Source organism: Sphaerisporangium krabiense, assembly GCF_014200435.1.
Taxonomy (GTDB): Bacteria; Actinomycetota; Actinomycetes; order Streptosporangiales; family Streptosporangiaceae; genus Sphaerisporangium; species Sphaerisporangium krabiense.
Map to the genome: position 1 here is coordinate 5995695 of NZ_JACHBR010000001.1, position 26004 is coordinate 6021698.

General features: G+C 72.3%; 23 protein-coding genes. 9 read left to right on the forward strand and 14 right to left on the reverse strand.

Features of this window, described 5'->3' with window-relative positions; genetic code table 11:
• Positions 1-10: 10 nt before the first annotated feature.
• Positions 11-1828: an ABC transporter ATP-binding protein gene (locus tag BJ981_RS26250; RefSeq protein WP_184614712.1), complete on the reverse strand. Its 1818-nt coding sequence runs from the start codon at positions 1826-1828 to the stop codon at positions 11-13.
• Between the two features lie 328 nt (positions 1829-2156).
• Between BJ981_RS26250 and BJ981_RS26255 the strand changes: the two genes are divergently transcribed.
• On the forward strand, positions 2157-2627 hold the full coding sequence (locus BJ981_RS26255; protein ID WP_204070755.1) for a lamin tail domain-containing protein: 471 nt from the start codon (positions 2157-2159) through the stop codon (positions 2625-2627).
• Between the two features lie 101 nt (positions 2628-2728).
• Here the strand turns inward: BJ981_RS26255 and BJ981_RS26260 are convergent, their stop codons facing one another.
• Both BJ981_RS26260 and BJ981_RS26265 read right to left on the reverse strand, forming a co-directional pair.
• A complete protein-coding gene (locus BJ981_RS26260; RefSeq protein ID WP_184614714.1) occupies positions 2729-3565 on the reverse strand; it encodes an MBL fold metallo-hydrolase in 837 nt (278 codons plus the stop codon).
• Positions 3559-4155 carry a dihydrofolate reductase family protein gene (locus BJ981_RS26265; RefSeq protein WP_184614716.1) on the reverse strand — a complete coding sequence of 199 codons (597 nt, stop codon included), beginning with the start codon at positions 4153-4155 and terminating at the stop codon, positions 3559-3561. The genes BJ981_RS26260 and BJ981_RS26265 overlap by 7 nt, the downstream gene beginning before the upstream one ends.
• A gap of 73 nt (positions 4156-4228) precedes the next feature.
• On the opposite strand from BJ981_RS26265, the gene BJ981_RS26270 reads away from it, so the two are divergent.
• Complete coding sequence (locus BJ981_RS26270) at positions 4229-4732, forward strand: winged helix-turn-helix transcriptional regulator (RefSeq protein ID WP_184614718.1); 504 nt, start codon at positions 4229-4231, stop codon at positions 4730-4732.
• Positions 4733-4802: 70 nt separating this feature from the next.
• Here the strand turns inward: BJ981_RS26270 and BJ981_RS26275 are convergent, their stop codons facing one another.
• The 3 genes from BJ981_RS26275 to BJ981_RS26285 form a co-directional block, all read right to left on the reverse strand.
• Complete coding sequence (locus tag BJ981_RS26275) at positions 4803-5840, reverse strand: fatty acid desaturase family protein (protein WP_239139782.1); 1038 nt, start codon at positions 5838-5840, stop codon at positions 4803-4805.
• Between the two features lie 226 nt (positions 5841-6066).
• Complete coding sequence (locus tag BJ981_RS26280; RefSeq protein ID WP_184614720.1) at positions 6067-8040, reverse strand: sensor histidine kinase; 1974 nt, start codon at positions 8038-8040, stop codon at positions 6067-6069.
• 97 nt (positions 8041-8137) lie between these two features.
• The gene (locus BJ981_RS26285; protein ID WP_184614722.1) at positions 8138-8551 is read right to left on the reverse strand and encodes a nuclear transport factor 2 family protein; all 414 of its coding nucleotides are present in this window, start codon (positions 8549-8551) and stop codon (positions 8138-8140) included.
• 62 nt (positions 8552-8613) lie between these two features.
• On the opposite strand from BJ981_RS26285, the gene BJ981_RS26290 reads away from it, so the two are divergent.
• Both BJ981_RS26290 and BJ981_RS26295 read left to right on the forward strand, forming a co-directional pair.
• The gene (locus BJ981_RS26290; RefSeq protein WP_184614724.1) at positions 8614-9177 is read left to right on the forward strand and encodes a TetR/AcrR family transcriptional regulator; all 564 of its coding nucleotides are present in this window, start codon (positions 8614-8616) and stop codon (positions 9175-9177) included.
• Between the two features lie 192 nt (positions 9178-9369).
• The gene (locus BJ981_RS26295; protein ID WP_184614725.1) at positions 9370-13209 is read left to right on the forward strand and encodes an AfsR/SARP family transcriptional regulator; all 3840 of its coding nucleotides are present in this window, start codon (positions 9370-9372) and stop codon (positions 13207-13209) included.
• Here BJ981_RS26295 and BJ981_RS26300 read toward each other — a convergent pair.
• Entirely contained in the window at positions 13149-14243 is a 1095-nt protein-coding gene (locus BJ981_RS26300; protein ID WP_184614727.1) for a TOMM precursor leader peptide-binding protein, read from the reverse strand. The two genes, BJ981_RS26295 and BJ981_RS26300, sit on opposite strands and share 61 nt — an antisense overlap.
• A gap of 79 nt (positions 14244-14322) precedes the next feature.
• Positions 14323-14460 carry a hypothetical protein gene (locus tag BJ981_RS26305; RefSeq protein WP_184614729.1) on the reverse strand — a complete coding sequence of 46 codons (138 nt, stop codon included), beginning with the start codon at positions 14458-14460 and terminating at the stop codon, positions 14323-14325.
• A 541-nt stretch (positions 14461-15001) separates the two neighbouring features.
• Here BJ981_RS26305 and BJ981_RS26310 point away from each other — a divergent pair.
• Genes BJ981_RS26310 through BJ981_RS26320 form a run of 3 tightly spaced genes read left to right on the forward strand, consistent with a single transcriptional unit; the run spans position 15002 to position 16834 of the window.
• Complete coding sequence (locus BJ981_RS26310; protein WP_184614731.1) at positions 15002-15652, forward strand: restriction endonuclease; 651 nt, start codon at positions 15002-15004, stop codon at positions 15650-15652.
• A 9-nt stretch (positions 15653-15661) separates the two neighbouring features.
• Entirely contained in the window at positions 15662-15949 is a 288-nt protein-coding gene (locus BJ981_RS26315) for a hypothetical protein (protein WP_184614733.1), read from the forward strand.
• A 33-nt stretch (positions 15950-15982) separates the two neighbouring features.
• Positions 15983-16834, forward strand: a complete 852-nt coding sequence (locus tag BJ981_RS26320; protein WP_184614735.1) for an IclR family transcriptional regulator — start codon at positions 15983-15985, stop codon at positions 16832-16834.
• 115 nt (positions 16835-16949) lie between these two features.
• Here BJ981_RS26320 and BJ981_RS26325 read toward each other — a convergent pair whose 3' ends face one another.
• On the reverse strand, positions 16950-18791 hold the full coding sequence (locus tag BJ981_RS26325) for a Xaa-Pro dipeptidyl-peptidase (RefSeq protein WP_184614737.1): 1842 nt from the start codon (positions 18789-18791) through the stop codon (positions 16950-16952).
• 578 nt (positions 18792-19369) lie between these two features.
• Here BJ981_RS26325 and BJ981_RS26330 point away from each other — a divergent pair.
• On the forward strand, positions 19370-20743 hold the full coding sequence (locus tag BJ981_RS26330; protein WP_184614739.1) for a hypothetical protein: 1374 nt from the start codon (positions 19370-19372) through the stop codon (positions 20741-20743).
• Positions 20744-20794: 51 nt separating this feature from the next.
• Here BJ981_RS26330 and BJ981_RS26335 read toward each other — a convergent pair whose 3' ends face one another.
• The gene (locus BJ981_RS26335) at positions 20795-21520 is read right to left on the reverse strand and encodes a hypothetical protein (RefSeq protein WP_184616463.1); all 726 of its coding nucleotides are present in this window, start codon (positions 21518-21520) and stop codon (positions 20795-20797) included.
• Between the two features lie 165 nt (positions 21521-21685).
• On the opposite strand from BJ981_RS26335, the gene BJ981_RS26340 reads away from it, so the two are divergent.
• The gene (locus BJ981_RS26340) at positions 21686-22198 is read left to right on the forward strand and encodes a hypothetical protein (RefSeq protein WP_184614741.1); all 513 of its coding nucleotides are present in this window, start codon (positions 21686-21688) and stop codon (positions 22196-22198) included.
• 15 nt (positions 22199-22213) lie between these two features.
• On the opposite strand, the gene BJ981_RS26345 is transcribed toward BJ981_RS26340, so the two are convergent.
• The 4 genes from BJ981_RS26345 to BJ981_RS26360 are packed head-to-tail and all read right to left on the reverse strand — an operon-like array spanning position 22214 to position 25999.
• Positions 22214-23200: a PLP-dependent cysteine synthase family protein gene (locus BJ981_RS26345; RefSeq protein ID WP_184614743.1), complete on the reverse strand. Its 987-nt coding sequence runs from the start codon at positions 23198-23200 to the stop codon at positions 22214-22216.
• Positions 23197-23964, reverse strand: a complete 768-nt coding sequence (locus BJ981_RS26350; protein WP_204070756.1) for an ABC transporter ATP-binding protein — start codon at positions 23962-23964, stop codon at positions 23197-23199. Before BJ981_RS26350 ends, BJ981_RS26345 begins: the two co-directional genes overlap by 4 nt.
• Positions 23958-24944 (reverse strand): ABC transporter permease, encoded by a 987-nt coding sequence (locus BJ981_RS26355; protein WP_184614745.1) that lies wholly within the window; start codon positions 24942-24944, stop codon positions 23958-23960. The genes BJ981_RS26350 and BJ981_RS26355 overlap by 7 nt, the downstream gene beginning before the upstream one ends.
• A complete protein-coding gene (locus tag BJ981_RS26360; RefSeq protein WP_184614747.1) occupies positions 24944-25999 on the reverse strand; it encodes an ABC transporter substrate-binding protein in 1056 nt (351 codons plus the stop codon). The genes BJ981_RS26355 and BJ981_RS26360 overlap by 1 nt, the downstream gene beginning before the upstream one ends.
• Positions 26000-26004: the final 5 nt, after the last annotated feature.

The window sequence follows — 26004 nt, forward strand, 5'->3', positions numbered from 1 at the left end:
GGGCGCCGGGTCACCCGCGCGCGTCGGCGGCGAGGGCGTCCGAGGCGTACCCCCGGGCCTGCTCCTCGGCCGGCTCGCCGGTGGGCTCCTCCGTCAGGAAGCCGCCGGACTGGTGGTGCCACAGGCGGGCGTACGGCCCCTGGGCCCGGAGGAGCTCGCGGTGGTCGCCCTGCTCCACGATGCGTCCCTGGTCGAGCACGACCAGGCGGTCCATGCGGACGACGGTGCTCAGCCGGTGCGCGACCACGAGCGCGGTGCGGTCGCGCATCAGGGTCCACAGCGCCTCCTGGACGAGGATCTCGCTCTCGGAGTCCAGCGCGCTGGTGGCCTCGTCCAGCAGGAGGATCGGCGCGTCGCGCAGGATGGCGCGGGCCAGGGCGACGCGCTGCCGCTGCCCGCCGGACAGCTTGACGCCGCGTTCCCCGACCAGGGTGTCGAAGCCGTCCGGCAGGGCTTCGGCGAACTCCGTGACGTGCGCCGCCCGCGCCGCCTGGAGGATCTCGGCCTCGGTGGCGCCCGGCCGGGCGAAGGCGATGTTGTCGCGCAGCGACCGGTGGAACATGGCGGGATCCTGGGGGACGTACGCGATCATGCCGCGCAGGTCGGCCTGGCGGAGCCGGGAGATGTCCTGGCCGCCGATGAGAATGCGGCCGCCCTGGATGTCCATGAGGCGGAGCAGCAACCGGGTGAGCGTGGTCTTCCCGCCGCCGGACCGGCCGACCAGGCCGATCTTGGTGCCCGCCGGGATGGACAGGTTCAGGCCGTCGAACAGGAGCGGATGACCGGCGTGCGCGAACGACACCCGCTCGAACCGGACACTGGTGTCGGCGGGCCGCAGCGGTTGCGGGTCGGCGGGGTCGACCACGTTCGGCGGCGTGAGGAGGAGCTCGGCGAACTGGGCCGACTCGGTGAGCACGCTCTCCAGGCGCCGGTAGATCTGGTTGAACTCGAACATGATGCCGATCGCGTTCGAGTAGTACGTGAACGTCACCACGATCGCCTCCACGCCCAGCCCGCCGCGCAGCGCGACGGCGATGAGCAGGCCGACGGTGCTGGTCAGCACCGACAGGGGCGCGACGACCGTGTCCACCCGCAGGTTGCCGTAGTCCCAGGAGCGCAGCGACAGCCTGCGCTGCTCGGCGAGGCGGGCGCGGTGCTCCACCTCCTCGCGGTCCTCCGCCGCGAACGCGCGCACGCTGTCCATGTTGGCCAGCACGTCGGCGACGTGCCCGGACACCCGCACCTTGGCGGCCTCGCGCTCGTCCACGAGCTTCTGGCGGCGGCGGATGAGCGGAGCGATGAGGAAGCCGGTGACGACGATGAGGCCCACGAGCACGAAGACCAGCAGCGGGTGGTACCGCCACAGCACCACCGAGGCGAACCCCAGCGGCACCACCTTGGCGACGATCGCGAACGTGAGCGTGTCCGTGAAGCCCTCGAACCCGCTGGAGAAGCTCAGCACCCGCTTGGTGAGCGAGCCGGCGAAGTTGTCGTGGAAGAACGCGGCGTCCTTGGCCAGCAGCTCGCGCATGCCCATCGCGGCGAGACCCTCGATGCCCCGGGCCTCCGTGCGGTTCACGAAGTGCAGGGCCAGCCGCCACACCACCTCGCCGGTGAGCAGCAGCGCGCCGAAGCCGAGCACGTACGGCAGGAGCGCGGCGGCGGTGCCCTCCCCGCCCGCCGACAGGTGCCCGACGATCCCGCCGACGGCCAGCGGCGCCAGGTAGAACAGGCAGATGTTGCCGACCGCGGGCAGGACCAGGCCGGGCGCCGTTGTGCGCCACTGCCTGCGCAGTTCGCCGCCGTAGTAGCGAAGCGTCAGCAGCACGGCCGACCTTCGCGTGGACGGTTTCCTCTTGGAGAAATCGAGTAATCCGAGCACAGCCCCCGCCCCTCCGAATACACGCCGCCATGGCCATGCTGACGCAGAGCCGGGGGAAGGAGCCAATGATTTTCCGCCGGTCCGGCGGCCGGGAGAACGGGTTCGTCGCGTCTCGCGGAGCGGACGCGTATGCGAATGCGGAGCTCATGAGCTGTTCGAGGGCCCGTGGAAGCACGGCCGTGTGGATACCGAAACGATATGGGATTGCTGAATCTCCGATGAACGCCCTCAATAGGATGGATTCCGGTCATGTCCCGTATTCAGGAGTATCTCTGTGCGTATCCGCCCTGTGCTCACGGCCGCCGTCCTGGCCGCCGGCCTGCTGGTCGTGTCACAGCCCGCCCACGCGGCGGCCCCGGCCGTCCAGATCGCCAAGATCTACTATGACTCGCCCGGTTCGCCGGACAACGGCGCGAACAGCAGTCTGAACGGCGAGTACGTGCAGATCAGGAATTACGCGAAGAAGGCCGTCACTCTCAAGGGCTGGACCATGCGCGACACGACCCGGCAGGCCGGTCACGTCTACACGTTCGGCGCGTTCACCCTCGGAGCCGGGAAGACCGTCACCCTGCGCACCGGTAAGGGAAAGGACACCGCCACCACCCTCTACTGGGGCAGGAGCGGAGGAACTTTCGCCTATATCTGGAATCAGGACAAGGACACCGCATACCTGCGAAACGCCTCCGGCGCCCTGGTGGACTCCTGCTCCTACAACTCCACCCAGGCCGCCTACAAACTCTGCTGACCCCGTCCGGGCGCCACGCGCACGGAACAAAAGCCGCGCGGCAGGTGGCGGGTCGCGCCCGGCCGGTGCCCGTGCGCACTGGCTGTGGCGCACACCGAGCGCTAGCGGGGCGTCCCGTCGCGCTCGCTTCTTCGGGCGAGGCGGTGGAGTTGCCCTTCGTGCACGTCGCTCACCCACTCCCAGCCGGGCTTGGCCGATGGGCCGATCCGCGCGTCGGCGGGGGCTCGGCCGTTCCGCAACGCGAGCACGTACGCCCGATCCTGTTCGATCCGTGCCTGTACCTGGTCGGATCCGCCGACGGAGCCGTGGCCCGGCACGACGACGTCAACGCCGCCCGCCACGGCCTCCAGCAGCCGTAGCGCGGCGAGGTGGTCCTCGATCGGGTCGGCGGTGCCGTCCAGGTCGAGCATCGGAATCAAGACATCGGAGAGCATGTCGCCGGCGACGAGAACCCCGCGTTCCTCGATCAACAGCGCCGCATGGCCCGGGGCATGCGCTTGATGCTCGATGATCCGGACGCCGGGGCCGTCCCAGGGAACCCGCGCGGTTTCGGCGGGCAGGCCGGTGATGAGGCCGAGCAGGTCCAGCGGTACGCGCCCGGCGATCTCCGTCTCCTGCAGGTGGGCGGCGACGCGGGCCTTCGCGTCCGCGTCCGACAGCTGATCTCGGACGGTGGCCGCGCAGCGCGCCGTGCCGTACCGGGGCGCCTCGCCGAGCCGGGCGTGCCAGAGCAGGTGATCCCAATCCGGATGCGTGGAGAACCCTGCCACAACGGGCTGACCCAACTCGCGAAGGTCGTTCGCGAGGCACTCGATCTCGGAGCCGGTCACCCCGGGGTCGATGAGCAACACACCGGCCCGGCCCTGGACCGCAACGGCGTTGCTCTGCACGAACTCGCTCTCGTGCACCCACACCCCCTCCGCGACCCGCCTCAGCACGCGCTCGCCTCCTTCGCGTCCCGGATGGCGTAGCGATGCATCGTGACGCCCTGCGCGAACGATCGCTGCTCCAGCAGGTCGAGATCGATCGGCAGGTCGTAGTCGTCGAACAGCGGCCTGCCGAAGCCGAGGATCGCGGGATGGGTGAAGAGCAGCAACTCGTCGAGAAGCCCCGCCCGGAGCAGCTGCGTCGCGAGCGCCGCGCCTCCCACGCTGATGCCGCCGTCGGTCTCGGCCCGCAGGGCGGCGAGCCGCTCGATCGCGTCGTCGCCACCGATGATCCGGGTGTTGTGATCGGCGCTGCGGCGCGTGCGGGAGACGAGCACCTTGGGCTTGGCGGTCCAGATCTCGCCGTACTCGCGCATGACGTCCGGCAGCGACGCGTCCTCGTGCGCCCGTGGCCAGAACTCCTCCATGACCTCGTAGTAGACCCGGCCGTGGACCATGAGCGCGAGCTCCCGCGTCCGCGCGTTGGCCTCGCGGTGCAGTTCCTCGTCGACGCGTAGCCACTCGCCGGCGCCGTTGTCCCCCGGAACCTGCTCGATCCGCAGGTCGAGGGATACCTGCATCGAGTAGACGAAGCGGCCCATCAGCTCCTCTTTTCCAAGTGCTTGCAATCTGCAACCACTATATTGGGAGCGAAACACCTGTCAAGGAGGAAGCGTGGAACCACGGTCCGGGTGTCCGATCAACGCCGCCGTCGAGGTGCTCGGAGATCGCTGGTCGTTGCTCGTGCTGCGCGACGTCATCTTCGGCGACCGCCGCTACTTCCGGGCGCTGCTCACCGGGTCGATCGAGGGCATCGCCTCGAACATCCTCGCCGACCGCCTCGTGCGGCTCGTCGAGGCAGGGATCCTCACCCGCGGCGCCGCCGTGCGGGGGCAGCGTGCGCGCTACAGCCTCACCGAGGCCGGCATCCAGACCCTTCCGATCATCTACGCCCTCGGCAACTGGGGCCTCGACTGGTGCACGGGCGGCGACGAGCTCCGGAGCCGGCAGCAATTCATGCGCGACGCGGGTCCGGCGTTCATCGAGGAGCTCATGGACGAGCTTCGCGTCCGCCATCTCGGCGCCCCGCCGAAGCCGCACGACGGCCCAAGCCCGCTCGAGCGCCTCGACGCCGCCCGCGCCGCGGCCGCCGAGCAGGAACCCGACGGCGAACGGTGACCGCGACGGCCCCATGCGCGCGGAACGAGTGTCGGACCTGTACGTCCGTCGGCGTTCCGTCGGCGCGTGGTCAGCCTCGTGCGCGGATGGGGGCGCCGATGGCGTGCATGTGGCGGAGGGCTTGGGCGTAGGAGTCGATCAGGCCGGTCTCGTGGTACGGGATGCCGAGTTCGGCGCAGTAGGCGCGGACCAGGGGCTGGGCGTGGCGCAGGTTGGGGGTCGGCATGCTCGGGAACAGGTGGTGCTCGATCTGGTAGTTGAGGCCGCCCAGCGCGACGTCCACCACCAGGCCGCCGCGCACGTCGCGGGAGGTGAGCACCTGGCGTCGCAGGAAGTCCAGCCGGTCCTCGGCGGTCAACGTGGGCATGCCCTTGTGGTTCGGGGCGAACGTGCAGCCGAGGTACACGCCGAAGATCGCCTGGTGGACGGCGACGAACAGCAGGGCCTTGCCGAGCGGGAGAACGGCGAACACCGTCGCGAGGTAGGCCGCGACGTGGGCGACCAGCAGGACCGCCTCCACCGCGCGGTGCTTGAGCTGCGGACGCCGGAGCGCGCGGAAGCTCGACACGTGCAGGTTGAGGCCCTCGAGGGTCAGCAGGGGGAAGAACAGGTACGCCTGCCAGCGGCCGACGATCCTCGCCACGCCCCGGCTCGCCGCGGCCTGCCGGTGCGACCAGATCAGGATGTCGGGGGAGACGTCGGGGTCGTGGTCCTCGTGGTTGGGGTTGGCGTGGTGGCGGGTGTGCTTGTCCATCCACCAGCCGTAGCTCATGCCGATGCCCAGGTTGCCCGCCAGCCAGCCGGCTGCCTGGGCGTACCGCCTGGACCGGAAGACCTGCCGGTGCGCCAGGTCGTGCGCCAGCAGCGCCACCTGGGCGAAGACCACCGCCAGGTACGCCGCCACGAGCAGTTGGGCCCAGGAGTCGCCGAGCGCGAGGAACGCGCCCCAGCCGCCCGCGAGCAGGGCGACGACGAGCGTGATCCGCAGGGCGTAGTACCCGGGGCGCCTGTCCAGCAGCCCGGCGTCGGCCACGCGCCGCGACAGCCGCGCGAAGTCGCTGCCGCGCGCCGCGCGTTCGGGGGCGTCGATGGTGGAGGTGTCGGTCACGGAGCTCCTGACGTGGTGACGGATCGGCTCCGTCGCGAGGCGGCGCGATCACCGCACCCGGCGAGCAATGGGCCGATTTGCACCGTTCAACACTGTCGGGATGACCATGCCCGGCGACATCCCGGTGGCAGGCGGGTCCGGGGTAGTGCTGCCCCTACCACGAGAGGTACGGCCGGCACCCGAAGGACAATCCCATCGCGGGCCATGGATCCAGGCCGTGGCTCCGTCAGCGGGGTGCGGGGGCGGTGGTGGGGAGGCGGGCCTCGACGGTCGTGCCTTCGGGGGTCGAGGTGAGGACGCAGGTGCCGCCGAGTTCGGTGGCGCGTTCCCGCATCGAGGAGAGTCCTACCCCGGCGCGGCGCCCGGCCGGGATGCCGGGGCCGTCGTCGGCGATGGTGACGCGCAGGTCCTCGCCGCGGGTCAGGCCGATGCGGATGGACGTGCCGCCCGCGTGGCGGCGCGCGTTGGTGAGGGCCTCCTGCACGATACGGTAGGCGGCCACCTCGACCGCCGCGGGCAGGTCGTCCAGGTCGCCCTCCGCGGTGACCGTGACCGCCGGGTCCGGCCCGGCCAGGCCGCGGATGGCGCCGGCGAGGCCCAGGTCGTCGAGGGCCGGGGGACGCAGGCCGTACACGAGCTGCTTCAGGTCCCCGGTGACCGCCTCCATGCCGACGCCCAGGTCGGTGAGCAGCACCTCGGCCTCGACGGGGGAGCGGCGCAGGCTGGCGCGGGCGATGTGCAGCGTCATGGCGAGCCCCGACAGCGTCTGGCCGAGCCCGTCGTGCAGGTCGCGGCGCAGCCTGCGGCGTTCCTCCTCGCGGGCCGCGAGGATGCGTTCGCGGGAGCGCTGCAGGTCGGCGGCCATCCGTACGGCGTGCGCGACGTCGGCCACGTACGGCAGCAGCGTGTGGACCACCCGGTCGTCGTGGGCGGCGGCGAACCTGCGCGCGCCGGGCCGGCCGATGGACAGGCTGCCCACGGGCTCGCCGTGCCAGATGAGCGGGATGACCCGCGCGTCCGGCCCCACCTCGCCGCTCTGCACCCGCGGCGGCATCCCGTCCGGAACGTGCACGGCCACGCCGCCGACGGCGAGGCCGTCGCGCACGACCGAGACCACGGCGGCGAGCGCGTCGGCGGGGTCGGCCCTGCGGACCTCCTGCGTGAGCCGCTGCGCCAGCAGCACGGGGTCGCCGACGGGCCCGTACATCACGCGGTCGATGGCCCGTTGCAGCGCGCGCCGCAGCGGCTGGAAGAACGTCCCGGCGAACAGCGCCGCCACCAGCCCGGCGACCTGGTGGTACTCGGACACGACCAGGCTCGACAGCGCGCCCGCGCCGACGTAGACGGCGCTGACGACGGCGAGCAGCCCGGCGGCGAGCATGGTGCGGCTGACCACGGTGTCGATGCCGAACAACCGGTACCGCAGCACCGAGAACATGATCGCCACGGGGATCAGCGCCGTCCAGATGGTGGCGCCGAGCACGAAATCCTCCCCGAGCAGCAGGAAGACGACGTACACCGCGAAGGCGGCCAGCGGCCAGGCGATCTGGCGCCGGGTGACGGGGTCGGCGTCGCGCAGGCGCAGCGCCAGGGAGACCAGCGCGGCCACCACGCAGACGTACACCGGCCAGACCAGCAGGTCACGGACCACGGGATAGGCGGTGTAGCCGGGGATCTGCAGCGGGTTCGGGATGATCGCGGGGAAGGCGTACCCGGCGTACGGCGGGTCGGGGCGCACCACCCCGTTCAGGGCCTGCGCGCCCGTGATCAGCATGCCCGCGATCGGCACGACGCGCCAGCGCGGCGACGGCGGCCTGCCCGTGGGCGCGTACACCGGCAGCACCATGGCCATGAGGCCGCCGCCGAGCGCCCAGGTGGCGACGCTGACCCAGCGCAGCACCCCCGCGGCGGTCAGCGCGCCGGACGCCGCCAGGTGCAGCATCAGCGACTGGGACAGCACCGCGACGGCGGCGAGCAGGCCCCCGGCGCTCATCAGCGGGCCGAGGACGAGCCCAGGACGGCGGCGGACGATCAGCGCCCCGACGACGGGGAAGGCCAGGCCCGCGGGGTAGTCGGGGGTGACGGCGGGTCGCGGCGCCCACGCGGGCGGCAGCATGACCTGCAGCACGACGCCCACGACGACGGCGGCCGCGGCGATGATGGCGACCGTGTCGGCCACGAGGGTGCGTCTGCTGTCCATGATGGAGGTGATTATGCCGTTTTCTGGATTACCGTCCCTCGCCCGTTTCGAGCCGTTCCCGCGTCGGAGGCCTTCCGCCGCCGGCCGACGCGCGGGATCACCCGCCGCCGGGGGCCGGGGCGAGGGCCTGGTGCCAGCGGGCGGTGTCGGTGTACTGGTGCAGCCGGGACAGCTTTCCGTCGGCGACGCGCCACAGGTGGACGAACTCGGCCTCGTAGCCGCGGCCGGTGGCCCGCGCGGTGCCCCGGTAGTGGCCGGTGACCACGACGGTCCCGTCGGTGGTCTGCTCCCAGGTCTCGGCGTAGGGCGCGGTGTCGAAGTCCCCGTACACCGCGCCCCAGACGCGGATGAGCGCCTCCTGCGGCCCGTGGAAGGCGCCGCCCGCGCCGCAGGGCATGCCGGGGGCGGTGCGGGCCTCGAAGTCCGGGTGCAGCAGGCGCGCGAGCGCCGCGCCGTCGGCGGCCTGGGCCGCGGTGTAGAAGCCCTGGACGACGTCGAGAGCCGTGCTCATGTGTCCTCCTTATTAGAGGTTCTGTTCTAGAATTGATCCACTAATATCAGGAGGTGCCCGCGATGGGAAGACCGCCCAAGTTCGGCCGTGACCAGATCCTGGACGCCGCGCTGGCGATCGTCGCCGAGGACGGTCCCGGCGCCGCGACCATGGCCGCCATCGCCGCACGCCTCGGCGCGCCGACCGGCTCCCTCTACCACCGGTTCGGCTCGCGCGACCTGCTGATCGCCACCCTGTGGCTGCGCGGCGTCCGCCGGTTCCAGGACGGGTTCGTCGCCGCGCTGGCGGCCGGAGACCCGTACGCGGCGGCACTGCACACGCCCCGCTGGTGCCGCGACCATCCCGCCGAGGCGGCCGTCCTGCTCCTGCACCGCCGGGAGGACCTCGCCGCCCGGTGGCCCGCCGAGCTGGGCGCGGAGGCGGCCGGCGCCGACACCCGCGTCCGCGCGGCGCTCGACGCCTTCGCCGCCGAGCGCCCCGGCCTCGACCGCGAACGGCTGGTCTTCGCGCTCGTCGACGTCCCCTACGGCGCCGTCCGCCGCCACCTGCTCGCCCGCCGCCCCCCGCCGCCCCTGGTGGACGACCTCGTCCTCGCCACCTGCCGCGCCGTCCTGCCGCCGCCGTGACGCACCCTGGGAGCCTGTGACCTCGGCGGCGGCGCGGCGGACTCACCGCGTGAGGTGCCGGTCGGCACGGGGGTGGACCGGTCGGTTAAGAGGGGGTATAGCGGTTGATGTCGGTCAGTTGCGCTCGGGGGCGGCTCGGGTCTCGTGACGGCATGGCTCCGGGTGTCCCCCCCTCACAGAGGAGCGTCTGCGGTGGACGAGAGCCCCCGGCCAGGATTGCTCGTGCTCGGTCCGGTCCAGGTGCACGGTGACGACGGGCCGGTGCGGCTCGGCGGGAAGGTCCGCACCGTTCTCGGCACGTTGCTCCTCCATCTCGGCACCTCGGTCTCCAGGGATCGGCTCATCGCCGCGGTATGGGACAGGCCCCCCGCGTCCGCGGTCGCCAACCTGCAGACCTACGTCTCGCAGCTCCGGCGCGCCCTGGCCGGCGTCGCCACCCTGCGGACCCAGGGGTCGCGCTACCTGCTGCCCCTGGAGCGCGACCAGCTCGATCTGTCGATCTTCGATGACGCGGTGCGCCGGGCGCGCGGCGAGGCGGCACGCGGCGACCTGCCGGCGGCCGACCGCGAGTTCGGGCGCGCGTTCTCGCTGTGCCGCGGCCGGCCGTTCGAGGACGCCTGGTTCGGCAGCGTCATGACCCCCCGGGTGAGCGGCGTCGAGGAGCGGCTCGCGCACGCCAGGGCGGACTGGATCGACGTGCGCCTCGACCTCGGCCGGCACGACGACCTGCTCGGCGAACTGCTGGAGATCGTGCACGCCCACCCCACCTGGGAACGCGCCTGGAACTGGTACATGCTCGCCCTCTACCGCGCCGGACGGCGGACCGACGCCCTGGACGCCTACCACCGGGCCCGCGCGGCGCTCGCCGGCGAGATGGGGATCGACCCCGGCCCCGAGCTGACCAGGTTGCACGCCTCGATCCTGCGAGGCGATCCGGCCACGTACGCCACGCCGCCACGGGAGGAGGCCGGCGGCTGGCCGGCGATCCACCAGCTTCCGCCGGACATCGGGGACTTCGTCGGCCGGGGCGAGGAGCTGGAGTCGCTGGCCGGGACGATCCTCGCGGGGCACACGGGCGCGCCGGTCATCGCGGCCGTCCACGGCACGCCGGGGGTGGGCAAGAGCGCGCTCGCCGTCCACCTCGCCCACCGGCTCCGCCCGCACTTCCCCGACGGGCAGCTCTACGTCCGGCTCACGGGGAACGCGCGCACGCCGGGGGAGCTGCTGGCGGGGCTGTTACGCGTCCTGCGCGTGCCGGAGACGGCGATCCCCGAGTCGTGGGAGGACCGCGCGGCCCTGTACCGGTCGCGGCTCGCGGACCGTTCCGTGCTGCTGCTCCTCGACGACGCGAGCGACGAGGAGCAGGTGCGCGCGCTCCTGCCGGGCACCCCGGGCAGCGCGGTCCTGGTCACCTCCCGGAGGCTGCTCCTGCTGGAGGGGACCGCCGTGCTGGCCCTGGCCGTGCCGCCGCCGGACCAGGCGCTGGAGCTCCTCGCGCGGGCCGCGGGCGAGGGACGCCTGCGGCGCGACCCGGACGCCGCCGCCGCGGTGGTGCGGGCGTGCGGGCGGCTCCCCTTGGCGCTCAGGGTCGCCGGGGCCCGGCTGGCGGCCCGCCCGGCGTGGCCGATCCGCGACCTGGCCGATCGGCTGGAGGATCCGGCACGACGGCTGGACGAGCTGTCCTCCGGGCGGCTCGGCGTGCGGGCGAGCTTCGAGGGCAGCTACGCGGCGCTGCCGCCGGCGGCCCGCCGCGCCTTCCGCCTGCTGGGCCTGACGGGGTTCCGGCGCACGGCCGGGTGGACGGTGGCGGCGCTGCTGGGCGAGCGGGAGAAGCACGCCGACGCGCTGATCGAGACCCTGGTCATGGCGGGGCTGCTGGTCCCGGTGGACGCCCACGGCGGCCGGCCCCGGTACGCGACGCACGAGCTGCTGCGGGTCTACGCGCGCGAGCGGGCCCACGCCGAGGACGACGCGCGGTCCCGCCGGGCCGCGCTGCGGGCGCTGATCACGGAATGCCTGGAGAGGACCCGCGCCGCGGTGGCGCACCTGCCGCCTCCGTTCGCGCCGCCGCCGCCCGGCGGCCCCCTCCTGCGGGCGCGCGACCGTGAGTGGCCGGGCGTGGAGCGCGACAACCTGATCGCCGCCGTGGCGCTCGCGGCGGAGCTGGGCCGGCCGGGGACCGCCGCGGAGCTGGCCTACCACCTCACGTCCTACCTGACCGCGCACGGGCTGCACGACGACGTGGCACGCGTGCAGCGGACCCTGCTGACGGCGGGCGAGCCCCGCGAGGCCATGCGGGCCCGGCTCATCCTCGCCGAGGCCGACCTGCACCGCGGCCGGTTCCAGAGCGCGTCGGCGCAGTTCGACACGTTGCTCGACCACTTCGAGCGCGCGGGCGACCGGCACGCCTCCGCCTACGCGCGCACCGGCCGGGGGATCTGCGCGCGAATCCTCGGCCGCCGCCGCGAGGCCCTCGACGACCTCGGCCGGGCGGCCGGGCTCTTCCGCGAACTCGGCGACGGCGGCGGCGCCCTGCACGCGCTGCTGGCCCTCGCGAAGGCCCACCTCGACGACGGCCGGTACGAGGACGTCGTCAGGGTCTGCCGTTCCGGGCTGGAGCTGACCGGCGGCGGCGGGAACGACGCCGGGCGTTCCGGGCTGCTCCGCCGTCTCGGGCAGGCGTACGGAGCCCTGGGCCGGGACGTCACCGGCCTGACCAGGTCAGCCGGGCGACCGCCGGAACCAGTGCCGGTGACCCCGGACGAACGTCACGACGAACAGCGCCTGGATGCCGCCCTCGACGAGCAGGAACAGCGCCGAGTCCACGGCCCTGAGCGCCGATCCGCCGCCGAGGCCGGAGGTGAGCCCCTTGACGGCGCGCAGCAGCGCGCCGACCGCGATCGGCGCTCCGTACAGGGCGAAGGAGCCGAGGGCGACGGAACTCCCGAAGACCAGGAAGACGGTGTAGACGCGGGTGGCCCGGCGCTCACGGGCGGGCAGGCCCACGGTGGGGTCCTCGACCGGCCCGCGGGATCGCCGCAGGCGGAGAGCGGAGGTGATCCTGGCGAGCAGGTACCGCGCGTAGCGGAGCCCGTCGTCGAAAAGGTTCCGGCACCGCAGCAGGTCGCGCAGCACGTAGTAGAGATCGGTGCGCATGTAGACCTGGATCTGGAAGGGCATGCTCAGCAGCGCGGTCAGCGCGAGCGCCTGCAGCAGGGCCTTGGCGGTGGCGGGCATCGCGACGTGCCCGGCCAGCAGGACGAGCGTGGCGATGAACAGCACGTCCCAGGCCATCCCCGCGAGGTAGACGCGGTAGCGCCGCCGCCGGGGCGCTCCCCAGATGGCGGTGACGTCGGTCTGCACCACCAGGTTGTGCAGCCGGGTCCCGAAACTGATCCGCGCGGGCGCGCCGAGCGACCGGGCGGCGGCGAGGTGCATGAACTCGTGCATGCTCATGGACAGCGAGAACAGCGCCGTGTTGACGAGCACGGTGAGTCCGATGTAGTCGCCCCAGAAGAAGTGCTCGTACCGGGGGATCAGGCCGGGCCGGGTGGCCATGGTGACCAGCGCCCCGGCCACGACGGCGAGCCAGAGGAGCTTCATCGGCCGGCTGAAGATCCACGCCACCTGGCGTGGGGCCAGCCAGGGCAAGTGGTTGCGCGGGGCGTCGCGGGCCGGGTCGTGCAGCTCCTGCCCGTTGACGGAGGCCACGAAGCCGACCTCGGCCAGGGCGTCGACCAGCTCGGCGACGTCGAGTTCGACGTTGTGGTCCGCGGTGATGCGCGCCTCGACGGCGGTGACCGGCAGCCCCTCGCCGAGCAGCCGGATCGCCTCTCCGTACAGTGCTGGCAGCTCGACGAACTCGCGGAGCTCCGGCCGTCCGACGACGATCGTCTCGGGATCGTCGTCGTCGGGCCTGATGACCAGCGCGTGGAAGGAGACCCGGCTCTCCGCGGTGACCGGCGCCGAGGTCATCGGGCGGCCGGCCCGCAGGCGGGGCACTGCGGGTCGCGGGGGAAGTCGATGAAGTAGGAGTGGTCCCACCGCGCGTAGTTCCAGTGGAAGATCCGCCCGCGCGCCTGGGCGGGCAGGCCGGTGAGGTGGTACAGCACCTCCAGGGCGCAGAGATGGCCGCTGATGTTCGCGGTGGCGGCGACCACCGCGTTCGGCCGCTCCGGCGCCAGCGGGCGGCCGTGCGCGCGGAACTCGCGCTCGGCCTCCTGCCGCGTCAGGCACTGCCAACAGCCGGTCTCGCCCGGGAAGTAGGAACCGACCACCGCCATCGGCCCGGCGTAGAAGCTGGTGAACCACGGGGTGCCGGTGCGCAGGGCGGCCTCGTTGGTCCAGGCCAAGATGTCGGGGTGGGGCTCGTCGGCGCACAGCACGAACACGTCCCGGCCGTCCATCAGCGCGGCCACGTCGTCCGGCCCGGTCACCTTGGTGTCGTCGCCGGTCACCTCGGCCAGGCCGTTCATCGCGCGGAGCCGGGCGACGGCGGCGTCCACCTTGAGCGCGCCGATGTCCTGCTCGGTGTAGAGGAGCTGGCGGGTGAGGTTCGGCTCCTCGACCCGGTCGAAGTCGGCGACGTGCAGGGCGCCGATGCCGCTGGACACCAGCCCGGCGGCGACCGCGGACCCGGTGCCGCCCAGGCCGAGGAGGGCGACCCGGGCTTTCTTGATCAAGGACTGGGACTCGAACGGCGAGGCGCGCGGGGTGGGGTCGATCCAGGCGAACAGGTTGCGGGCCGGTTCGTACCGTGCCGCCTCCCTCGGCGTGAGGTTGTCCGGCAGCGGCGCGCCCGCGTCCTCGACGTACCCCGCGGCGATCAGGCCGTCGACGACCTCGCCGACGCTCTCTTCCGTCACCCCCGGGTGGGTCTCGGCGAACTCGGCGTAGATCTGGGCGGTCGTGCGGGTGCCGTCCATGAGCCGGATCAGCCGCTCGATGGACCCGTCCTCGTCGTCCTGGATCTCGGCCGCCATGCCGTACTGCATGAGGCCGATCATGATCCGGTCACCCGGCAGGGCGATGGGCCGGTGGACGAGCTTCACCCGGGGAGTCCGCATGGAGGAGAGCCTTCCTGTGCCAGAGGGAGGTGGGGGAGCCGGGCGGGACGACCCGACCGGCTCCATGGTCGATCCGCCATCAGCCTTCGTCGCGCTCGAGGGTGGTCTCGATCTTCTCCAGCCTGCGCAACTCCAGCTTGAGCTTGCGGGGCTTCTCCTCCACCGGCTGAACGAGCTCGTCCACGTCGCCTCCCATGTAGGTAAGTGGTGTGCGCACCTCCGGACGCTACGGAGCGGCGCCATAGAAACGCCATATGCCAGGAAATGACAGTGAGAACCCCCGCGCGACGGGATGATCTTGGCGAGGGCCGGCGCCGTCATAACTCGGTTACCTCTGGTAAAGGGAGAAGCTTCAGCCTCAGAGACCTCGGATTTTCATATCGCCCGAATGCCCTGCATCCCAGCTCGCGTGGGCGTCTGGAGTCGTGGTGTTCGATACGGCGGTGCCAGTCGGGCCTCCAGCCGTTGAGGCTGGTCATCCGTTCGGCCGCACCCTCCTTTGTTCTGCCCTTTTCCGTGATTGGGGCCGTCTGAAATTCGACCGCCCACCGCTGTGCCGACCTCTTTCTGGTCTTTCAGGGAATTCAGGGAGCGGTGTCGGTGGCGCCGCTGGCATTCTGTGTTGTACAGGTTCCCGTAACGACATCCGGGGCCGGTCGCTCTCAATCCCCCACAGACCCCCGGGTGTCCACTGCCGTGCCGCATCCGCCAACCCCAGTGGCGGTTCTCCCGTTCACCGACGAACCCGGAGTTTCGGTATGAACACCCCCGATATCCCTTCTCCCAGCGGCTCGCCCGCTCGGCGTGTCGCGATCCGCACCGTGAAAATCCTCGGGGTCCTTGCCGGGGTGGCCGGAGCGCTGTGGTCGGTGGTCGTCGTGGTCCGGCTGGTCGTCGCCTTCGTCGTGGCGTACCACGTCGTCATCCTCATCGTCGTGGCCGTCGCGGGTCTTTTGGCCGTCGCTTGGGGGATCACCAAGGAGGTGCAGAGGCACAGGGCCGCGGTCTTGGAGGAACAGATCCGCGACCGCGCGCGATGGGAGCTGGTCGACGCGATGAGCGGCCCCGCCTTCGAGGATTTCGTCGCGGACCTCCTGCGCCGCGATGGGCGCCGCGATGTGTGCCGCATCGGTCGTAGCCACGACAGGGGCGTGGACATCGTGGCGCGCGGCGAGGACGGCGCCAAGATCGCGGTGCAGTGCAAGCGTCAGGTCGGCAGGGTGGGCGCCGACCGGGTACGCAACCTCATCGGCGCCGTGAACGGCGCGACGTACCGAGATCACCGCGCCGTACTCGTCACCTCGAGCACCTTCACCCGGCCGGCCTTCCAGGAGGCGGAAGGGATGGTCTTACTGGTGGATCGCCATGCCCTCGGCCGGTGGATGAAAGGCGAACGCCTGAAGGTATGACCATCCCGTGTGAGAGAGCGCCGCATCGTGAGGGGAGAGGAGTGGCGCGAAGACCTCTCGATGGTCCGGGACGTGCGGCGGTACCACAGCGTCATCGGCGACGTGTACGTCATCGGGAACTGGGCCGCGTGCGACGACGAGGCGGGGTGGCGCGAGTACCGCGCCGTGTTCGCGGGCCTCAAGCCGGACGGCGACGGGGAGGGGCAGCGGCTCGGCCAGGACGACTGGCGGGAGTTCCTCGACACGCGAATTGTCACCGATCTCCCGGTGCGGGCCGGCTTTCGACGCCAGGATTGACGATCAGACTTAGCTGATTTCCTGGAGGAAGAGATGCAGCCCAAGAGCCGCGCGGTGGCGGAGGCCGACGCGCCCCCGCGTGAGAACACCGGACAGGCGATCGCGACGGTCGAGCGGGCGGTAGAGGTGCTGGTGCACTTCGCCGAGACCCCCGCGCCGACCCTCGGCGTCACCGAGATCGCCGAGGCCCTCGGCATGTCGAAGGCGGCCGTCCACCGCATCCTCGCCTCGCTGCGCGTCGGCGGGCTCATCGAGCTGGACCTCGCGAGCCGCCGCTACTCGCTCGGCGTGGGCGCCATGCGCCTCGGCCTGGCCTACCTGGACCGCCTGGACGTGCGGCGCATCGCCGGGCCCGAGCTGGTGGCGCTGTCCCAGCGCACCGACGAGACCGCGACACTGTCCATCCGCACCGGCTGGACCCGCATCTACGCCGACCAGGTCACTCCGGCTCGCGAGGTCATCATGACCGTCTCCCTCGGTGTGCCGTACCCGCTGCACGCGGGCGGCTCGTCCAAGGCGTTCCTCGCCTTCTTACCGGACGACGAGATCGAGGCGTATCTGACGCGGCGTCCGTTCCAGCCCTTCACCGGCGAGACCGTCGTGGACGCCCCCAAGCTGCGCGACGAGCTCACGGCCATCCGCGAGCGCGGGTGGGCGCGGTCGTTCGGCGAGCGCGTGCCGGGCGCCGCGTCCGTGGCCGCTCCGGTGTTCGACCACCAGCGGCGGCCCGTCGCCGTCATCGGCCTCTGCGGGCCGCAGGAGCGGTTCCGCGACGCGGTGGAAGCGTGCGCCGAGGTGCTGCTCGAATCCACCGTACGACTGTCCGGCCAGATGGGGGGGACGGACAAAGAAGAAAGGCGACGGCCGGCCGGCCGACCGGCTTGATCCGCGCGCCAAGGGCGGCATCGTCATCCACTCGGGCCGGTCTTCGACCGCTGCCGCGGCCGGTTCGCACCGAATCGGGCGGGGCGCCGGTGGCGGCCCCGCCCGGCCGGTTCATTCAGTGCGACGCGGGCGGCGGCACGTCGGCGGCGCCCACCAGGGGCAGTGTCACGCCGCTCCGCGCGGTGTCCAGGGTCAGGACCCTGCCGGGGGCGGGGCGGATGGTGTAGTCGCGGTCGCTGGACAGCAGCACGACGCCGAGCCGGTGGCCGGGCGCGAACACGTAGTCGTGCGGCTGCATGCCGAAGTCCAGGCGGTAGGGGGTGCCCGGCCGGATCGGCTCGGTCCGCCACAGCGACCCGCGGTTCTGCGGGTCCGTCCAGCCCCGGGTGACGATCTTCGCCTTGCCGTTCTCGTCGTAGTCCACGAGCAGCGCCGTGACGTTCGCCGACGGCCTGCCGAAAGACAGCCGCAGCGACACCCGCGGCGCGCCGCTCAGCCGGACCGCGCCGGTCAGCGCCGCCGACCTGTAGACCAGCCGGTTGGGGGACGCCGCGGCGTCCGCGAGCGCCTGGGCGGTCTGGGTGGCGTCGTCCACGAACGTCTCGGTCACCGGCCGGCCCGGACGGGTTCCGGCCCGGGTGAGGTCCCCGGCGGCGCCGCCGGCGCCCGGGACCAGGCGCAGCGCGGTGTCCGCCGCGGCCGGGTCGGGCCACTCGGCGTACGGCACCAGGGTCCTGTCCTCGCGCTGCACCAGGGCGCGCGGGTCCTGCTCCACGCCGTTGCGGTGATCCCACAGGTAGCGGGTGAACCAGCGGTTCAGCACGTCGAGCGGCGGCGGGCCGCCGTGCCCGCCCTGGTGCAGGTAGATCTTGTGCGGCACCCCGCGCGCCTTCAGCGCCTGGTACCACTGCGCCGCCTGCCCGGTCTTGACGTTCCAGTCGTTGAGCCCGTGCGCGACCAGCACCGCGGCGTGGACGTTCCGCACGCCGTTCAGGTAGTTCCGCTCGTTCCAGAAGGCGTTGTAGTCGCCGGTCACCCGGTCCTGCGCCGCGGCCAGGGCGTCGATGACCGGACGGCAGATCCCCTGGTCGGCACGGGTGTAGACGTACTCGGCCAGCACGTCGGTGTCCTCGCCCTGGTAGCCGCCGGGGGCGACGACGGCGCCGTTCGCGCGGTAGTAGTCGTACCAGCTCGAGATCGCCGAGATCGGCACGATCGCCTCCAGGCCGCGCACGCCCGTGCTCGCGACCGCGTTCGGCAGGGTGCCGTTGTACGACGTGCCGATCATGCCGACCTTGCCGGTGGTCCAGGTGGCCTTGACCTCCGCGCCCGCGGCGTCGAAGGCCCGCGCGCGGCCGTTCAGCCAGTCCACCACGGCCTTCGCGCCGATGGTCTCGTTGCGCCCGCCCGATGTCGGGCAGCCGTCGGACTTCCCGCTGCCGAGCGACTCGGCGTGCACGACCGCGAAACCGCGCGGCAGCCAGTCCGCCTCGTACCGGGTGCTGATGACCGGGGCGCCGTTCAGCCACGCGCCGGTGTCGCCGCCCGCGAGCCGCAGCCGCTCGTCGGCCGCCGGGTCCAGCACGTCGCCGCCGCGCCCCTTGCCCGGGCGGCGCGGCTCGTGGAGCTCGTGGTCGACGTCGTGGTTGGTGATCGGGTTGCCGCCCGCGTAGTAAGGGCTGGCCTCGTACACCACCGGCGACCTCAGCCCGGCGGTCTCGGTCTCGCGGAGCCGGGTGACCTCGGCGTGCACCCGGTCGTGACGCCCGTCGCCGTCGCTGTCGACCGGGGCCTCGACCCAGATCTCCTCGCGGATCCAGTCGTCCCGGTTCGAGGAGAACACCGGCTGGGCGAGGCCGTCCTTGAAGACCGGCCCGGCCGGAGGGTCGGCCGCGGCGGGGACGGCCACCCCCGTGAGCGCCACGGCGAGGGCGAGGCTCCGGACCGTCAGTGTCATCCGGCGGGATATGGACATCGGCATGGACATCGGCATGGACATCGGTGACCTTCCTCAACGATGCGTGGCCCGCGGCGAAGGATCGGCCATCGGGCGAATAAAGGGACCGTAAAGGCGGGACCGCCCGATGATATGGGGAAATGTGCCGAATGTCGCTAGACAAGTGCTCTTTCTTGATTGCGATGTTTGCGACAAACGTCTAACTTCCCGCAGGGCAAGGCGGCCCGCACCGTCACGGACGGTGCGGGCCTACCCCTCGGTGGGGTGCGCTCGGTGGAGGTTTCGGGGGTCGAGGGGGCTTCTTGGGTCGCCGGTAGCGTTCACGAAAATTGACACCGTCCGGGATGGAAACCGGGGAAGCGAGGCTTATGGGGTTACATGTGGCGATGTGGCGCTGTCCGGGGTGATCGGTAGTTGCGAGGTGAATGAGATGTGAAGTGGTAAACGCCGGGATGAGGGTTCAATGGGCGGATCTCTATCTCTTAAATGTTGCAATGTGGAATATTTGGTTCCAATCCGAAATATCGTCATACTTCGTGGTTAAAATCGCGGCACGGTTACCTACGGGAGGAGCACCGTTGTCATTACGGCTTAACCGTTTCGTGTGCGCGATGGCGGCCGCGGGTCTCGCGGTCCTGACGCTGGCGGGCCCGGCGCACGCCACCTTCAACCCCATCGGCACCGAGCCCGTCGCCCCCTACGCCCAGCCGGTGGACGCCAACGTCCCCAAGCGTGGGTGCGCGACGACGCTGTCGGACCCCACGAACGCCACCGGCAGCATCCCGGCGGTCCAGGTCATCTACGCCTGGCACGAGGGGAACGGGAACAACTACGCCACCTACGTCCAGCAGATCGCCAAGATCGTGGACCGGATGGACTGGCTGCTGGACGAGTCCACGAACTACGACCAGCACATCAACCTGAGCTGTCGGACGGGGTACGACACCAGCACCTACGCCGGCTACGCCCAGGCGCTGGTCGTGCCGGAGAAGATCGAGGCCGCCGACATCCCCGGCGAGACCACGCCCTTCACCATCGCCGACGACCTGGAGGCGGCGGGGTACGACAACGCCAACCGCAAGTACCTGGTGTTCGAGGACTTCAACGGCACCGCGACCGCATGGTGCGACGGGGTCTGCGTGGCCACCACGGACGACTGGGACAGCGGCACGGCGATGCACGAGCTGATCCACCTGTACGACGTGGACCACGCCAAGGTCAGCGAGGTCCCCGACACGTACTCGCTCAACGACATCATGATCAGCCAGTACAACGACTGGCAGATCGACCAGGAGTTCAACACCTACTACGACCCGAGCGAGACCACGGCGACGTTCTACACCTCCAGCTATCCCGACACCCGCCTGGTCAACCTCGCCAACTACCCGGTGTTCACCGCGCCGACCTGCTGTGACGTGGGGTACAGCAACGACCTCCTGACCGCCCAGGAACGCACGATCGAGGCCCAGGCGCCGTCCGGCACTCCGGCGGGCTTCGGCTTCTCCGGCGGCGGATGGATCCAGGTCACCCCGGCCGGCTCCGACAGCGCGGTGTCGGCGCGGTACTACGACGGCCGGCGCTCCCTGAAGGTCAACGTGCAGTCCTGGGCCGACGGCATCCTGTCGGTGACCCGGAAGCCCGCGGTCACCGCGGGGCAGCGGTACAAGTTCTTCGCCCGTCTGACGACCGCCACCTCGGGCAACGTCAAGCTCCGCCTGTCCTGGTACAACTCCTCCAACACCCTGCTCTCGACGACCAACAGCTCGACGTTCGCGCTGACGACGGGCTGGCAGGAGTACAACGTCTCGGCGCTCGCGCCGACCGGCGCCGCCACGGTGCAGCTCTCCGTGGTCAGCCCGTCCGGGCAGTCCTTCGCCTACCTGGCGGACAGCCTCCAGCTGAACCAGTGCAACAACGGCCAGACCACCGACGGCTGCCGCCTCAGCGGCTGACGTCTCCGGTTCGCGCCCGCCCGGCCGCCTCCGCGCCGGGCGGGCATGGCGTCAGGTGAGGCGTTCGACCGTGACGGGGATCAGGCCCTCGCGGCGCATGCCCGCCGTCAGCTCCCGCAGCAGCGGTCCGACGGCCTCCGCGGACTCGCCGCCCAGGCAGGCCGTCACGTCCAGGCACCAGGCGACCCCGGGCCCGACGCTGCGCAGCTCCCAGGTGAACAGATCGCTCCCGGCGCGCAGCCGCGCCCTGCCGGCCACCCGCCCGTGCGGGTCATCCGGACCCGTGCCGTCCATCCCCCAGAGCGCCCGCAGGCGCGCCAGGGCGTCCCGTCCCGGCTCCTTGGCGAACAGGACCCGGTAGACGCGCAGGTCGCGGAACCCGTCGGGTACGCGGGGCGTGTCGAAGAGCAGGGGAGCGGAGCACGGCAGCTCCGCCCGGTCCCGGAAGAACGTCCGCAGCGTCCCCTCGCCGGGCAGCGCGCCACCGCCGAGCCGCCGGTAGGCGTCCGCGGCCTCGGCGCGGCCCGCGGGAACGACCCGCGCCCGCAGCCCCGCGTCCGCCCGCATGGCCCGGCAGAACGCGGCCGAACTCCACCACGACCCGTCCCCGGCGCTCCACCCGGCGCTGTCCACCCCCGCCGCGGTGTGGTCGCCGGTGAACACGAACTCCTCCACGACGAGCCCCACCACGGCCCCGCCGCCCCCCTCCGTCCCCACCAGGTAGTAGTCCAGCGCCGCCTCCGGCCCCCTCCGCACGCCCTGGCCAGACACGACCACCTGAATCCCTTCCCACGACACCGCACCACCGCCACGATCAAACCACCCCGCCCCGGCGCCGGCGCATCCGAGCTCTCGGCGGCGTGAGCGAACGGGGCGTGCCGTTCGTCCGGTCGTGCCATCATTGCGGCGACCGTGAGGCGTTGATCGACCCGAGGAAGCCGAATGCCGAGCCGGAGTGCGGGCCCCCCGTCCAGGCAGCCGAACCCGCTGTGGATCATCTCGTTGTTCCTCGGAACGGCCGAGGTCACGATGGGGGTCGCCGCGAGCCGGGCGAGCGGGTGGGCCCAGGGTCTGTTCGCCGTGTTCTCCATCGCTTTCCCGGTCGGCGTGGCGGCGGCCTTCTTCGCCATTCTCTGGAAGAAGCCGTACGTCCTGTACGCGCCGCGGGACTTCGGGGGCCGTGCGAACGTCGGCGAATTCGTCGCGGCGATGTCGGCGCTGCCCCATGTCGGGGAGCTGCTCGACCTCGTCTACTTCGCGTTGTCCGATCGCGTGCGGCCCTACAGCTATGGCGCCGAGTGGGTGCTGCGTGACTCCGACGCGGACAAGGTCTACCTCGACATGGGACGCGACTGGGCGCGGCGGCATCTCGGGATCGAGCAGGACCCGCGCTCTCTCCAGACCGTCGGCATCCGTCCGGGGGCCCGGCTCGTCGTGGCGTGGGCCGGCCGCTGAGCCGCCGGGGCGGCGTCAGGGGTCCGGCGCGTCGAGCATTCCCTGCTCGCGCATCCAGGCGTCGTCGAAGACCTTGGACAGGTAGAGGTGCCCGGAGTCGGGCAGGATCACCACCACCAGGTCCTCGGGGCCGAGTTCCGAGGCCACGCGCAGTGCGCCGGCGACCGCCGTGCCCGAGGAGCCGCCGGCGAACAGGCCCTCCTCGCGGGCCAGCCGTCGCGCCATGTGGAACGAGTCCCGGTCCGAGATCCGCTCGAACCGGTCCACCACCGCGGGGTCGTAGGCGGTGGGCCACAGGTCCTCGTCGGCGTCCGGGTGGAGGAAGTGGCCGATGCTCTCCACCAGGTACGGCCCGCCGTCGCCGCCCGAGTACAGCGACCGTTCGGGGTCGGCCCCGACGACGGTCACCGCGCCCGCCTCCTTCAGGAACCGCCCCGTCCCGGTGATCGTGCCGCCCGTCCCCACCCCGGCGACCAGGTGCGTCACCGCGCCGCCGGTCTGCCGCCAGATCTCCGGGCCCGTGCTCCGGTAGTGGGCCAGCGGGTTGGCCGCGTTGTTGTACTGGTCGGCCAGCCACGCGCCCGGCGTCTCGGCGGCCACCCGCTGGGCGACCTGCCGGACGTGCCCGGGGTCCTGCGGCGGCACCCCGGCCTGGCACACCAGGACCCGGGCCCCGAGCGCGCGCAGCGTCGCCACCTTCTCGGCGCTGCTCTTGTCGGACATGGCGAACACGCACGCGTACCCGCGCCGCGCCGCCACCATCGCCAGGCCGATGCCCGTGTTGCCGGAGGTCGCCTCCACGATCGTGCCGCCCGGGCGCAGCACGCCGCGCTCCTCGGCGTCGTCCACCATCGCGGCCGCGGCGCGGTCCTTCACGCTGCCGCCCGGGTTCAGGTACTCCAGCTTGGCGTACACCGGGCAGGACAGGCCCCGCGTCACCTCCCCGAGCCGCACCAGCGGCGTCCCCCCGACCGCCCCGGCCGCCGTGGCGTGGACGCTCACCGTTCCTGCCCCAGCAGGCGCAGCACGTGGCGGCGCAGCTCGCGCAGCTCCGCCGCGTCGGTGTCGCGCGGACGCGGGGCGGCGACCGGCAGGTCGGCCAGCACGCGCCCGGGCCTGGCCGACAGCACCACCACCCGGTCGGCCAGCCGCAGCGCCTCGTCCACGTCGTGGGTGACCAGGACCGCGGTGAACCGCCGGTCCCGCCACAGCCGCACGAGCTCGCGCTGCATCGACAGCCGGGTCAGCGCGTCCAGCGCGCCGAGCGGCTCGTCCAGCAGCAGGACCTCCGGCCGGTTGACCAGCGCACGGGCGAGGGCGGCCCGCTGCGCCATGCCGCCGGAGAGCTGGCTCGGGTAGGCGTCGGCGAAGTCGGTGAGCCCCACCAGCTCCAGCACCCCCGTGACCTCCTCGTGCCGCTCACGCAGCAGGCCGCGCGACTGCGGCCCGATCTCGACGTTACGCCGCACCGTGCGCCACGGGAACAGGGTCGGGTCCTGGAACACCAGCGCCCGGCCCGGGTCGGGCCCCGACAGCGGGACGCCGCCCGCGGTCAGCCGCCCGGACGTCGGGCGCTCCAGGCCCGCGAGCAGGCGCAGCAGCGTCGACTTGCCGCTGCCGCTCGGCCCGACCAGCGCGACGAACGCGCCCGGCTGCACCGTCAGCGTCACGTCCTCCAGCACGCGCAGCCGCCCGCCGCCCAGCGCGAACTCGTGGGTCAGCCCCGCCACCCCGATCTCCATCCCGGAGGGCGCGGGCGTCACCACCGGACCAGGTCCTTCTGCCAGCGCAGCACGCGGTTGCGCACCCGGAACAGCGCGGCCATCGCGCCGCCGCAGAAGACGATCATCAGCACGATGGCGCAGTACATGCGCGGGTAGGCGGCCCAGCCCTTGGTCCACTCGATGTACCAGCCGAGGCCGTTCTTCACGCCCAGCAGCTCGGCGATCACCAGCGTGATGAACGACGCCCCGAGGCCCATGAACAGGCCCGTGAAGATCTGCGGCAGCGCGGCCGGCAGCGCCACCCGCCAGATCAGGTACCGCGTCCCCGCCCCGAGCGTCTGCGCCACGTCGTAGTACGCCCGGCGCACCGACATCACCCCCGAGCGGGTCAGCACGGTCACCGGGAACCAGACCGACACGCTCATCATGAACACCGCGCCGCTGTAGCTCGTCGGGAAGATCACCAGGATCAGCGGCAGCCACGCCGCGCCCGGCACCGGGCCGATCGTCATCAGGATCGGGTGCGCCCAGTAGTCCGCGCGCGGCGCCCAGCCCATCGCGACCCCGGCGACCAGGCCGGACGCCGCGCCGATGGCGAAGCCGAGCACGAGCAGCCGCAGCGAGTTGACGAAGCTGTCGGCCAGCAGCGCGCGGTCGTTCCAGAACGCCTCGGCCAGGCCCTGCGGCGAGGTGAAGTACGGCGGCCTGAGCAGGTCCAGCTTCGCGGTCGCCAGCTCCCAGAACGCGAACCAGTACCCGGCCGCGGCCACCCACGGCCCCCGGTGCCGCGCCCGCGCCGGGGCCAGCGCGACGGCCGCCAGCGTCGCCGCCGCCACCGCGGCGCACAGGACGGCGACCACCGGCGTGTACGTCACCGGCTGCCGGTCGCGCAGGGCCACGGTGAGCAGCGCGACCCCGGCCCACACGCCCGCCCCGAACACCGCCGCGGCCGGCGGGCGCGCGGCCCTCCGGCGCGGCGGCGACGGCCTGGCCGCGGCGCGGTCCAGCTCGGAGGTCGTCATCAGAAGTCGAGCCCGAGGTCGGCGAACGCCTTGTCCGCCAGCGCCTTGGGGTCGGTCCTGGCGTCCAGGTAGCCGGTCCGCTTGAACTTCACCACGTCCGGCCCGATCTCGCCCTTGAGCCCCGCCGCCGACGGGGCGAACACGTAGCTGGCCAGCACCCGCTCGATGTCGGACCGCTCGGCCGCGACGTACTTGTGCTCCACCTCCAGCCGGGCCGTCGCGACCGGGTTCGCGGCGACCCAGCGGCTGCCCTCCGACCACGCCCGCACGAGCCTTGCGGCCGTCTCGGGGTCCTCGCGCAGCAGCCTGCCGTTGAGGGCGGTCGTGCAACAGTAGTGCTGCGCGTTCGCGCCCTGCCGGTTGTTGGCCAGCTCGGCCGCGATGCCCCTGAGCTGCGGCAGGAAGCCGTGAGGGTCGGAGGCGGCGACCGCCTGCACCTGCCCGCTGTCCAGGACCTGCCCGAGCTGGTCGCCCGGGTACACCCGCCACTCGACGTCGTCCACCGGGTGCAGGCCCGCGTCCAGCAGGTCCAGCGAGAAGAACGACATGGCCGAGTCGCCGATCGCGGCCACCCCGATGGTCCTGCCCTTGAGCTGCCGGATGTCGGTGATCGGGCCGCCCTTCTTGGTGATCAGGCGCAGGCAGCCCTGGTGCAGGCCACTGGCCAGCTTGACGTCCACGCCCTGCTCGATCGGCTTGAGCCAGCTGAACAGGATGCCGGGCGCGGCGTCCAGCTTGCCGGACCCGACCGCGTCCTTGATCACGTCGCCGCCGGTCTTCACCAGCTCGACCTTCAGGCCGTGCCGGGCGAACAGGCCCTGCGTGTAGGCGGCGTACAGCGGGGCCTCGCACACCCCGCCGCCGTAGCCGATCCTCAGCGTGCGCCCCGCGGCGCTGCGGGCCTCGGTGGCCCGGTTCCCGGTGGCGGCCCAGACGGCCAGCGCGCCCGCGCCGGCCAGGGTGGCCCCCGCGACGCCGCCGCCCACCAGCAGCGACCGCCGCGAGATCAGGCGCTCGTCCTTCCGGGGTTCCTGTGCGGGATTCTCCTCTGACATGCGCG